The sequence below is a fragment of the Tenacibaculum finnmarkense genomovar ulcerans genome (assembly GCF_900239495.1).
GTDB lineage: Bacteria > Bacteroidota > Bacteroidia > Flavobacteriales > Flavobacteriaceae > Polaribacter > Polaribacter ulcerans.
Map to the genome: position 1 here is coordinate 53,926 of NZ_OENE01000010.1, position 10,940 is coordinate 64,865.

9 protein-coding genes and 1 tRNA gene are annotated in these 10,940 nt (G+C 30.6%); 3 read left to right on the top strand and 7 right to left on the bottom strand.

What is annotated here, in order from left to right:
* Window positions 1–4: 4 nt before the first annotated feature.
* The 6 genes from scpA to DPIF8902391_RS03970 all read right to left on the bottom strand — a co-directional run bounded on the left by scpA (window position 5) and on the right by DPIF8902391_RS03970 (window position 5,598).
* Complete coding sequence (scpA, locus tag DPIF8902391_RS03945; protein ID WP_058884385.1) at window positions 5–2,068, bottom strand: methylmalonyl-CoA mutase; 2,064 nt, start codon at window positions 2,066–2,068, stop codon at window positions 5–7.
* Complete coding sequence (locus DPIF8902391_RS03950) at window positions 2,061–3,410, bottom strand: methylmalonyl-CoA mutase subunit beta (RefSeq protein WP_172505095.1); 1,350 nt, start codon at window positions 3,408–3,410, stop codon at window positions 2,061–2,063. The genes scpA and DPIF8902391_RS03950 overlap by 8 nt, the downstream gene beginning before the upstream one ends.
* The gene (locus tag DPIF8902391_RS03955) at window positions 3,410–3,727 is read right to left on the bottom strand and encodes an FtsB family cell division protein (RefSeq protein ID WP_058884387.1); all 318 of its coding nucleotides are present in this window, start codon (window positions 3,725–3,727) and stop codon (window positions 3,410–3,412) included. The genes DPIF8902391_RS03950 and DPIF8902391_RS03955 overlap by 1 nt, the downstream gene beginning before the upstream one ends.
* Window positions 3,728–3,729: 2 nt before the next feature.
* On the bottom strand, window positions 3,730–4,377 hold the full coding sequence (gene udk / locus DPIF8902391_RS03960; RefSeq protein ID WP_339327385.1) for a uridine kinase: 648 nt from the start codon (window positions 4,375–4,377) through the stop codon (window positions 3,730–3,732).
* A 58-nt stretch (window positions 4,378–4,435) separates the two neighbouring features.
* Window positions 4,436–4,509, bottom strand: a tRNA-Thr gene (locus DPIF8902391_RS03965).
* A gap of 858 nt (window positions 4,510–5,367) precedes the next feature.
* Complete coding sequence (locus DPIF8902391_RS03970) at window positions 5,368–5,598, bottom strand: hypothetical protein (RefSeq protein WP_058884388.1); 231 nt, start codon at window positions 5,596–5,598, stop codon at window positions 5,368–5,370.
* 444 nt (window positions 5,599–6,042) lie between these two features.
* Between DPIF8902391_RS03970 and DPIF8902391_RS03975 the strand changes: the two genes are divergently transcribed.
* On the top strand, window positions 6,043–6,648 hold the full coding sequence (locus DPIF8902391_RS03975) for a DUF1684 domain-containing protein (protein ID WP_172505096.1): 606 nt from the start codon (window positions 6,043–6,045) through the stop codon (window positions 6,646–6,648).
* A gap of 51 nt (window positions 6,649–6,699) precedes the next feature.
* On the opposite strand, the gene DPIF8902391_RS03980 is transcribed toward DPIF8902391_RS03975, so the two are convergent.
* Entirely contained in the window at window positions 6,700–7,104 is a 405-nt protein-coding gene (locus tag DPIF8902391_RS03980) for a DoxX family protein (RefSeq protein WP_232119254.1), read from the bottom strand.
* A gap of 170 nt (window positions 7,105–7,274) precedes the next feature.
* Here DPIF8902391_RS03980 and DPIF8902391_RS03985 point away from each other — a divergent pair, with 170 nt between their 5' ends.
* Window positions 7,275–8,153 (top strand): helix-turn-helix domain-containing protein, encoded by an 879-nt coding sequence (locus DPIF8902391_RS03985; RefSeq protein WP_172505097.1) that lies wholly within the window; start codon window positions 7,275–7,277, stop codon window positions 8,151–8,153.
* A 368-nt stretch (window positions 8,154–8,521) separates the two neighbouring features.
* The gene (locus tag DPIF8902391_RS03990; RefSeq protein ID WP_172505098.1) at window positions 8,522–10,462 is read left to right on the top strand and encodes an oleate hydratase; all 1,941 of its coding nucleotides are present in this window, start codon (window positions 8,522–8,524) and stop codon (window positions 10,460–10,462) included.
* Window positions 10,463–10,940: the final 478 nt, after the last annotated feature.

The window sequence follows — 10,940 nt, forward strand, 5'->3', positions numbered from 1 at the left end:
ACGCTTACGCTTCTGTGCGATCAATTAAAATAGTTAAAATATCAATGGCTGCTTGTGCAATTTTGGTTCCAGGACCAAAAACACCAACAGCACCTGTGTCAAATAAAAATGGATAATCTTTTGTAGGAATTACACCACCAACAACGACCATGATATTTTCAGAATCGTGTTTTTTTAAAGCATTAATTACTTGTGGAACTAAGGTTTTATGCCCCGCAGTTAATGATGAAACGCCTAAAATATGAACATTGTGTTCAATAGCTTGTTTGCTAGCTTCTTCAGGTGTTTGAAATAAAGGAGCAATAAATACGTCAAAACCTAAGTCGGTAAAAGCGGTAGCGACTATTTTTACGCCTCTATCATGCCCGTCTTGCCCTAATTTAGTTAGCATTATTCGGGGTTTTACGCCTTGTGTTTTTTTGAATTTATAAACTAATTTAGCAGCTTCTTTAAATGTTTTATCGGTTTTAATTTCGGCAGCATAGACTCCTGAAATAGTTTTAGGGACTGCTTTATGACGTTTAAAAACACCTTCTAAAGCTGTTGAAATTTCTCCTAAAGTAGCCCTATTTCTTGCTGCTTTTATGGCTAAATCTAATAAGTTTCCTTTATTTGATATAGCACAATTGGTTAAATTAGTTAACGATTTTTGAACACGATCGTTATCTCTTTTACTTTTGATGTCGTTTAATCTTTTTATTTGAGATAAACGTACCGCCTGGTTATCAACCTCTAAAATAGGAATTGGGGTTTCCTTACTTAAGGGGTATTTATTAACACCTATAATTACATCTTGACCACTGTCAATTCGTGCTTGTTTTTTAGCTGCTGCTTGTTCAATACGCATTTTAGGAATTCCTTTTTCAATGGCTTTAGTCATACCACCGAAAGCTTCAATTTCTTGAATTAATTCCCATGCTTTATTGCTAATATCTTGGGTTAATTGTTCTAAATGATAACTTCCTGCCCAAGGATCGACTGTTTTGGTAATATGTGTTTCTTCTTGTAAATATAGTTGGGTATTACGAGCAATACGTGCCGAAAAATCGGTAGGTAAAGCCATCGCTTCATCTAAGGCATTGGTGTGTAAACTTTGTGTGCCGCCAAATACAGCAGCCATTGCTTCAATAGTGGTACGTGCTATGTTATTAAAAGGGTCTTGGGCAGTTAATGACCATCCGCTTGTTTGGCAATGTGCTCGTAAAGCTAATGATTTCTGATTTTTAGGATTAAATTGTTGTACTATTTTAGCCCACAACATTCTTCCTGCACGCATTTTTGCAATTTCTGTAAAATGATTCATGCCAATTCCCCAGAAAAAAGAGAGTCTAGGAGCAAAAGTATCAATATCCATTCCTACGGAAAGCCCTTTTCTAAGATACTCTAAACCATCGGCAAGCGTATAAGCTAATTCAATTTCGGGGGTAGCACCTGCTTCTTGCATGTGATAGCCAGAAATAGAAATGGAATTATATTTAGGCATTTTTTCAGCCGTATATTTAAAAATATCAGCAATAATTTTCATGGAAGGAGTTGGCGGATAAATGTAGGTATTACGCACCATAAATTCCTTTAAAATATCATTTTGAATAGTTCCTGATAATAATTCAGGAGCTACACCTTGCTCTTGGGCTGCTACAATATAAAAGGCTAAAATGGGTAAAACTGCACCATTCATGGTCATGGAAACAGACATTTTATCTAACGGGATTTGGTCGAATAGTATTTTCATATCTTCCACCGAATCAATAGCTACACCTGCTTTACCAACATCTCCTTGCACACGATGATGATCAGAATCGTAACCACGATGTGTTGCTAAATCAAAAGCCACAGAAAGTCCTTTTTGACCTGCAGCTAAGTTTTTTCTGTAAAAAGCATTGCTTTCTTGTGCAGTAGAAAATCCTGCATACTGACGAATCGTCCAAGGTTTATTAACATACATTGTAGCGTAAGGACCTCGCAGATTTGGTGCAATACCAGCTACAAAATCTTCATGTTTTTTGTGTGCAACGGTTTGTTTTTCGTTTAAATTTAACTGTATGTTAGCGATGTTTTTTCTACTCATTGCCTAACCTTTTTTGCTCTAGCTTTTCTGCCAATCTTTTTTGTATAATAGGTAAGATAAGGGTTTTATCATTTCTAATTTTGATAAACGGAAAAAGCGATAAATTATGACTCATTATATCTTTATCGTTTGCTGTTTTATTAGAACCTATTAATATGATTTCGCCAGCATCAAATTTTGCTTGTTCTTTATCCGAAGAATCTTTAATTTTTCGTTGAACAATGCCTTCTTTTAATTGTTTTAAAAAGCCACCGCCTTTTTCAATGGTTTTAAAGACTACTAAAGCATTTTGTGAAAGTTGTTTTGTTATCGATTCAATATAATACGTACCATCAGCAAAATTTTGAGCCTCTGACAATTCGGCTTCTTGCTGTAAAATTAACAGTTGATTTCTTGAAATACGCTCTCCAAATTCATTTGAATGATGAAAAATATCATCATAAGAAATATTACTAACGGTATCAGCTCCTCCTAAAATAGCACTCATACATTCCGACGTGCTTCGAAGCATATTTACATTATAATCGTACATAGTTTTATTTCGGGAAGTTGGCTTTACAAATACATGCGCTTTATTATTAACAACGTCATATTCTTTTAAAAGTGCTTCCCATAAAATTCTGAAAGCCCTAAGTTTTGCAATTTCGAAGAAATAATTACTACCTACCGAAAAATTAAAATGAATTTGATTGGCTATTTTACCGCCAAAATAATTTAAATATTCATTAGCATGGGCTAGGGTGTAGGCGAGTTGTTGGGTAATCGTTGCCCCCGCATTTTGATATATAGAAGCGTTGATGCAAATAGTATTACAGCTATGTTCTATAATTTTTTTAAGCTCTTTAATACCGTTACTCGAATGGCTAAACCAATTTCCTGTACTTGCTAAATTACCAATAAGATCAATATTGAAATAACAATTTTTAGAGTTTATAAATGTTGATAATTCAATGACAAAATCAGCCGTTAAAAACTTTAAATTAAAGTATAATAAGGTGTTTTTTACATCGATATTTTTTAAAAGAATTTTATAATCAAAAGGTGTTTTTGCTTTAAATTCAATGGCTTTTGCACCTCTTTTTAAAGAATCGATTGCAAAATTATTTGCTTTTTCAGCATCTTCAATATAAATTGATTGGCAAATGGTAAATCCTTTTTCAGGCGTATTTATATTGGTGTTTGTTTGATCGTCTTTTGTGTAAAAAGGCCTAACGGTAATTCCTTCATCGGTTTTCCAGAGTAGCGTGTTATTATAGTCATCCCCATTCAGGTCAACTTGAATTTTCTGCTTCCATTGTGCAGCGCTACTTTCTTGAAACTCGTTAAATAGGTCGTCACTCATTATTTAGGTATCGTATCAAATTCTATAATATAAAGATCTTCATTTTCTTTTTTCATTAAATACCTTTCTCGGGCATAATGCTCTAGTTGTACAGAATTTTGAAGCTTATTTATGGTTTCTTTATCTTTTTTTATTTTTTTTTGATGATAAGCTATCCAAAGATTTAACTTTTCAATCTCTTTATTAAATTCTCTATGTGTAAGATATGAATTTTCATCAAAAAACCCCATCCAAATTACAAACACGGTTAAAATAAGAGCATAAGGATTTGTTATTACTTTATAATAAGGGGTATTTTTGATTGATTTTAAATTCATAACTATAGGCGATCAGTAATTACGGTTCTAACAATATCAACAGCTACAGTATTGTATTTATCATTTGGGATGATAATATCTGCATAGCTTTTTGTAGGTTCAATAAATTGTTGATGCATTGGTTTTAAGGTGTCTTGATACCTGCTTAAAACTTCATTAACATCTCTTCCTCTTTCTTTAATATCTCTACGAACACGTCTTATTAGGCGTTCATCAGCATCAGCATGTACAAATATCTTTATATCACAAAGGTCTCGTAATTTTTCGTTATTAAAAATTAAAATACCTTCAATAATAATCACTTTTTTGGGAAGTGTTTTTACGGTGCTATTAATTCTATTGTGTTTTTCAAAAGAATAAATAGGTTGCTCAATGGTTTTATTATTTTTCAAATCACTTAAATGTTCTGTAAGTAATTCAAAATCGATAGATTTTGGATGGTCAAAATTTATTTTTGAGCGTTCTTCGTGGTTTAAACCATCTGTTTGGCTGTAGTAAGAATCTTGTGATAGTATACAAACTTCATTTTGAGGAAGCTCATTTATTATTTGGTTTACAACGGTTGTTTTTCCGCTACCAGTTCCGCCAGCGATGCCGATTACAAATATATTTTTCATAGTTTTTCTTAGGGTATAATAATGACAACAAATTTAGGGAAATAACTGCATAAAAAAAGTGCTAACTTTACAGTTAGCACTTTTTATTTTGAGCCAATGGAGGGACTCGAACCCACGACCTGCTGATTACAAATCAGCTGCTCTAGCCAGCTGAGCTACATCGGCTTGTTGCTCCTAAGAGCGCTGCAAATATATGACCTTTTTAAGGATTGACAAAATTTTTTTTAGCTTTTTTTGAACTTTTTTTGAGGTGTTTTTTTTAAGTGTTTTTAACTTATTGATTTACAAATTTATACGGTATTTTGTGGATTTAAAAAAAATAATCAGATTATTAAAAAAACAAATAATATAAGATAAAAATTGGCTTTTACTCTTCTTTTTTTAATTGATATTGTCTTTAAATTTTTCAAAAACTTGAAAAATCTTGTAAATTTTATGTGAAAAAAGTTTTATGACAGGTTAAATAAATCGAATTTGTGAAGTTTGATTCAAAATATTTAGTATGCTTTAAGTTTTATCTGAAAAAAAAGTATAGAAAAATAGGAAATGGCATTGGTGTCACCCTAAATTTATTTCAGGTTTAGATCCTGATTTTTTATAGTTCTCTTGTTTATAAGATGCTGAACTAAATTTAGCACGACGTTTATCAAGGCTTAGCTGTTTTGAAAAAAGTTTTATATCAGAAAAAAAAGGAAATCGAATCCATCAACCTGAATTTAGCTTAATTTTCGCATCCTGATTTGCCGTAATTATTCTTTTTTTTATGGATCTCCCTTGTCAATTCGATTCATTTTAATGACTAAAAGGAATTTGAAGTAAAAAAATCACTAGAACCGACAGGTTATTTAATTTTTAAAAAAGCTCTTAAATTTCTGAGCTTTATTAAAACTGTTTTTAACAAAAAAAAGCCCTAGTTAAACTAGAACTTTTATCGAGAATATAAATTATTAAGAATAATAATTAAAAAAAATCATTCCATCGTTATTGTAAACGAGCAAATACATGACTTATTGTTGTAATAAATTATGCAGTTAAAGGTTTTCCTTTTAATCGTTTTTCAATTCTTTGTTTTACCACAGTTAATCGCTTCATAGCATCCATTAGAGCACTATCTTTCGTTTCTTTATATACTTCGTTAATTTCTAGTATTAAAGACTTCACCTCTCTTGAAGCTAATATTCTATCACTAGTAGTAATAAACTTGAATTTTCTGTGTTCAAATTCGTCTGCTTTACTAATTAATTCTGAGTTCATAAAATACTTACTTATTTTAATTAAATTATCTTTTAGATCTTAGCCTGGTTGTTGATTTTGTTGTTAAACAAAAATGGTTAAAAAACTAAAATAGGCGACAAATATATATTAATCTTTTTGTTTACCTATAATAAAACAATCAAATTGTTTTATTTATCTATAAAATTTCTTTATATAGTTCATTAAAGGCTAACTTTTTCTCTTTTATCAATTTAAGATCTAGTTTTCTTAAGTGAAATATAATAAAAATTTATGAAATTCCCAAATCTATTAATAGAACTTTAACGTTTTCAGTGAATTGCCTGTTAAGAATCTTTAATGACTCTTGTAAATAGCCAAGAATAAAGTATTTTTGACCTACCGTTAAAAATATTCTTTTTTTATGAATATTTTAAGCGTTAATTACATTAAATGGCTTGTTTCAGCTTAAAAATTAAAAAATAAATGCAAAAATTTTTATTAATTATTTTCATAATTATACTTCAGTCATGCGATAGTAATCAAAAAAGAAAACCTCTTGGAAATTCTACTTTTCAAAAAGAAATGAATTCAGAATTTAAAGATGCGTCAAAATCACCTTTAACAAAAAGCGGATTGCGAAAATTTAAAGGTTTAGATTTTTTCAAAATTGATACAACCTATAAAGTAACCGCAAAACTTATAAAAACACCCGACGCTCCAAATTTTCATTTTCCAACCACAAAAGGGACTGTTGTTGTTTATAAAAAATATGGAAATATTTTATTTAAAATTGCTGATAAAAATTTTAAACTAGCTATCTATAAAGATACAAAACCAAGTAAAAAATATGAAAATAATTTGTTTTTACCTTTTTTAGATAAAACCAATGGAAAAACAAGCTATCAAGGCGGTCGTTTTATGGATGTTTTAACCACTGATGAAACTCAAAATGGTACAATTTTAATTGATTTTAATCAAGCTTATAACCCGTATTGTGCATATAGCAATCGGTATTCTTGCCCAATTACACCGAGAGATAATTATTTAGATATTGAAATAAAGGCAGGGGTAAAGGCGTATAAAAAGTAAAAAATCACTCGAACTTAGCGTTTTTATGATTTTTACTTTTTGGCGATTTTTTTAATTGTTTTCGATAGCAATACTACTCGAAATTTCTTTGTGTATTTTCCAAGCCCAAGCGATAAATAAAAATTGAAAAGGCAATCGAATTAACGCTGCGGTATGTGAACCGATAGCAGGAGTTGCAGAAAACACATCCCAAATATGAACGGGTAAAAATAAAAGCATCAAATAAAATATTCCTAAAGCGCCAAGTTTAGCATATTTAGTATTCAAAAATAATAATATTCCTAAGCCGATTTCTAAAATTCCTGACAGATAAATAATCATGATCGGAAACGGTAAAAATGTAGGAACAAAAGCTAAGTAAAAAGTGGGTTTAATAAAATGTTGTACTCCGCCAAATATCATAAATACGGCAAGTATTATTTTTAATACATTCCAAAATCGGTTTTTTTTTGTCATTATAAGATAGGTTTTATAGCGCAAGGTACAAAAAAGAATGATTATTCATTTTTTTATTTATATTTTTGGAATTTGCTTGGTTTTTTATAAATTTAGGTAAGAATATCGCTCTTAAATAGTTTATTTTTAAAAGCTGTTTTTAAATTGAAAAAAATAAATAAAACGCATTAATGAAAAATCATAAAAATTACGAAAACCTACAAGACACCCTTTCTTTTTTTAATATTGATTGTCATAACTCCTATTATATATCGTCAGGAAAATCGATTTTTAAATTTCCTGAATACCCATTTCGCATGGATTATTACGCCTTTTGCATTTGCACAGATGGCGAAATTGATTTAGAAATTAATGCCATTAATTATAAAATAAGCAAGGGGAGTATTTTTTGTTCTGCGCCTTCTACGATTGTCCATTTTTTAAATGCAAGTGCTAATTTTAAAATTCAAATTGTGTTTTTTGAAAAGAATTTTTTACTAACCAATATTTCCGATCCATTTATTATCGAAAAAATGGCGTTATTTCAACAAAACTCCTATTCTGTTGTAAATACATCCGAACAAAACACGCAGGTTTTATTAAATATTATCAATAATTTAAAAGAAAAAGAACAGCGTAACGGGAATTTTACCAAAGAACTTATTCAAACCTTAATTTTTAATCTTTTACTAGAAATTGCTGAAATTATTCATCACACTACATCAAATATAATTGCAAACAAAGACGTTAAAATAAATACCTATTTACGATTTAATAAATTAGTGCAAGAGCATATTTTACAAGAAAAATCCGTTGGTTTTTATGCTAGTGAGCTCTGTGTTTCTAATAAATATTTAATTGAAATTACCAAGAAAATAGCAGGAAAAACACCGCATCAAATTATTGAGGAATCCTTACTAAAAGAAGCCTTAGTATTGTTAGGAAACCCTGTTTTAGCAATTTCTGAAATAGCCTATCAGCTTCAATTTAATTCGATTTCGGCTTTCGGGCGATTTTTTAAACGACAAACCGCTATTTCTGCTTCGGAATATCGAAAAACTAAAAAATAAACCCTTCATATTTGTTCTAAAAACACTTTTACACCTTCGATTTTTTATTTTTTTACTATCTTTTTTTTGAAGCAATTTCCCGCTTTCCGCACTCGCTCTTTTTTGAAAAAAATCAAAAAAGGAGCTCAAACAAAGCGTCAATCGGGGCTAGGCATTGTGCTATTTTATAAAATATTTTACTTCGATATAAAAATAGCGCCATAAACTAAAGAGAACAACTTCTTTTTCATACCATACTAAAACACAGTACAAAAAATCAACTTATAATTTAAGGACACTTTTGCTGAATTTAGGGACACAAGTTAATTTAAGGATAGTGGTAACTTTGGGAAACAAAGAATTAAACAGTCAATTAAATACGATCTGAAATGAAAAAAGATAGCTCAAAATTCGATAAAGTATTAAACGTTTCTCCTTTTTTAGGAAATGTAAATCACGCTCCTGATGCTAGTAAAGATGTGGTTCATCATTCAAAAGATATTCCGATGCCTTTTGCCGATTTAACAGGAAATTATCAGCGAAATAAAGGGATTCCTTCAAAATCATTTAAAGACAGTAAAGTTTATATTGTAGGAAGTGGAATTGCAGGCTTATCGGCGGCTTATTATTTTATTAGAGATGGACATTTTTCAGCAGAAAACATTGTTTTTTTAGATAAATTATCAGTAGAAGGCGGTTCGCTTGACGGCGCAGGAAATGCCGATGACGGTTATATTATTAGAGGAGGGCGAGAAATGGAAATGACTTATGAAAATTTATGGGATATTTTTCAAGATATTCCAGCCGTTGAAATGCCTGCTCCTTATAGCGTTTTAGACGAATATCGTTTGTTAAACGACAACGATCCAAATTATTCAAAATCTCGATTAATTCATAATAAAGGAGAAGTTCAAGATTTTAGCAAATTCGGTTTAGATAAAAAAGACCAATTAGCCATTGTAAAATTATTATTGAAAAACAAAGAAGATTTAAACGATTTATCGATTGAAGATTATTTTAGTGAGTCGTTTTTGCAGAGTAATTTTTGGTTTTTATGGCGTACCATGTTTGCCTTTCAAAACTGGCATAGTTTATTAGAATGTAAATTATACATGCACCGATTTTTACATACTCTTGATGGAATGAAAGATTTATCTTGCTTGGTTTTTCCAAAATACAATCAGTATGATACCTTTGTAAAACCTTTAACAGAGCATTTAAAATCGAAAGGCGTAAGCATTCAGTTTGATACTTTAGTAAAAGATTTAGACATCAGAATTAATACCGAGGGCAAAATTGTACAAGGAATTATCACCGAACAAAACGGCAAAGAAGTTGTTATTCCTGTAACAAAAGATGATTACGTAATTGTAACCACAGGTTCTATGACCGAAGATACATCGTATGGAAATAACACAAAATCAGCGATTGAAACTATTGATAACAGCCAAAGTGGAAAAAGTGACGGTTGGAAATTATGGCAAAATTTAGCCTCAAAATCACCTGATTTCGGAAATCCTGAAAAATTTTGCAAAAATATTGAAAAATCGGCTTGGCAATCGGCAACTTTAACCTGCCGCCCTTCCGATTTGACCGAAAAATTCAAAGAATATTGTGTAAACGACCCATATTCAGGAAAAACTGCCACGGGAGGAATTGTAACCATTACCGATTCTAATTGGTTGATGAGTTTTACCATCAATCGCCAACCGCATTACCCAACCCAGCCCGATGATATTTTAGTGGTTTGGCTGTACGCTTTATATATTGATAAACAAGGAAATCATATTAAAAAACCGATGCCTCAATGTACAGGAAATGAAATTTTATCAGAATTATGTTTTCATTTAGGATTAGAAAATCAACTTGAAAACGTGATAGAAAACACCATTGTTCGCACTGCTTTTATGCCATATATTACATCGATGTTTTTGCCTAGAGCTACTGGAGATAGACCTCAAATTGTACCTAACGGATGTAAAAATTTAGGGCTTGTAGGGCAATTTGTAGAAACGAATAATGATGTTGTTTTTACCGTAGAATCATCCGTAAGAACAGCAAGAACAGCGGTCTATAAATTGATAAATTCAAACAAACAAGTACCCGATATTGCTTCAACTCAATACGATATTCGTCAAATATTAAAAGCCACCAAAGCTTTAAATGATAACAAACCTTTTCCGGGAGAACGTATTTTAAAACGTGTACTAAAAGACACCTATTTTGAACATATTTTACCTATTGATATTCAAGAAGAAGCAGAAGAACATCATGACTCTTTTATTGCAGAACAATTTGAAAAATTGCAACATTGGGCAAAAAGTATTTAATTAATTTTTAGCACCTGTTTTAAGTTTCATCTTTTGATAATCCTTGTCAATTCGAGTGATTTTAAAGCGTGATGCTAGTACTGTATAAAAAAATAGACCTCACAGGTTTTTAAAACCTGTGAGGTCTAGAATTAAAATAGTATCGAGAATTTGAATTGTTTTTTGTTGATACTAAAAAAGTTCTCGATACATTTTTTTGAAGGAAAAAAACACTCGAACTGACAGTTATTTTGAGAATCCTTGTCAATTCGAGTGATTTTAATGACTGAAAGAAATTAAAATAGTATCGAGAATTTGAATTGTTTTCTGTTGATACTAAAAAAGTTCTCGATACATTTTTTTGAAGGAAAAAAACACTCGAACTGACAGTTATTTTAATAACCCTTGTCAATTCGAGTGATTTTAATGACTGAAAGAAATTAAAATAGTATCGAGAATTTGAATTGTTTTCTGTTGATACTAAAAAAGTTCTCGATAC

What these genes read in the sequence shown, in the direction of transcription:
- scpA (WP_058884385.1), bottom strand. Translation starts at nt 2,068, where the DNA reads ATGAGTAGAAAAAACATCGCTAACATACAGTTAAATTTAAACGAAAAA.
- DPIF8902391_RS03990 (WP_172505098.1), top strand. Translation starts at nt 8,522, where the DNA reads ATGAAAAAAGATAGCTCAAAATTCGATAAAGTATTAAACGTTTCTCCT.
- DPIF8902391_RS03985 (WP_172505097.1), top strand. Translation starts at nt 7,275, where the DNA reads ATGAAAAATCATAAAAATTACGAAAACCTACAAGACACCCTTTCTTTT.
- DPIF8902391_RS03955 (WP_058884387.1), bottom strand. Translation starts at nt 3,727, where the DNA reads ATGAATTTAAAATCAATCAAAAATACCCCTTATTATAAAGTAATAACA.
- DPIF8902391_RS03970 (WP_058884388.1), bottom strand. Translation starts at nt 5,598, where the DNA reads ATGAACTCAGAATTAATTAGTAAAGCAGACGAATTTGAACACAGAAAA.
- DPIF8902391_RS03980 (WP_232119254.1), bottom strand. Translation starts at nt 7,104, where the DNA reads ATGACAAAAAAAAACCGATTTTGGAATGTATTAAAAATAATACTTGCC.
- DPIF8902391_RS03950 (WP_172505095.1), bottom strand. Translation starts at nt 3,410, where the DNA reads ATGAGTGACGACCTATTTAACGAGTTTCAAGAAAGTAGCGCTGCACAA.
- DPIF8902391_RS03975 (WP_172505096.1), top strand. Translation starts at nt 6,043, where the DNA reads ATGCAAAAATTTTTATTAATTATTTTCATAATTATACTTCAGTCATGC.